The organism is Corynebacterium sp. UMB0012 (genome assembly GCF_030216265.1).
Taxonomy (GTDB): Bacteria; Actinomycetota; Actinomycetes; order Mycobacteriales; family Mycobacteriaceae; genus Corynebacterium.
The window spans coordinates 1-250 of record NZ_JASOKQ010000127.1 but is presented as its reverse complement, the minus strand read 5'-3'; the positions used below and the strand labels follow the sequence as shown (position 1 = coordinate 250).

The following is a 250-nucleotide window of genomic DNA, read 5'->3' as shown; positions in this document are numbered from 1 at the left end:
CCTTCCAGCACCGGGCAGGTGTCAGCACCTATACGTCATCTTACGATTTTGCAGATACCTGTGTTTTTGATAAACAGTTGTTTGGGCCTATTCACTGCGGCTGATCTTTTACCATCAGCACCCCTTCTCCCGAAGTTACGGGGTCATTTTGCCGAGTTCCTTAACGAGAGTTCTCTCGCTCACCTGAGGATTCTCTCCTCGACTACCTGTGTCGGTTTGCGGTACGGGTAATATCTCTCTGGCTAGAAGC

The 250-nt window shown here is 50.0% G+C and carries 1 rRNA gene; it reads right to left on the bottom strand.

Annotated elements, in window-relative coordinates:
- Positions 1–250, bottom strand: a 23S ribosomal RNA gene (locus tag QP324_RS12140); the annotation flags it as partial.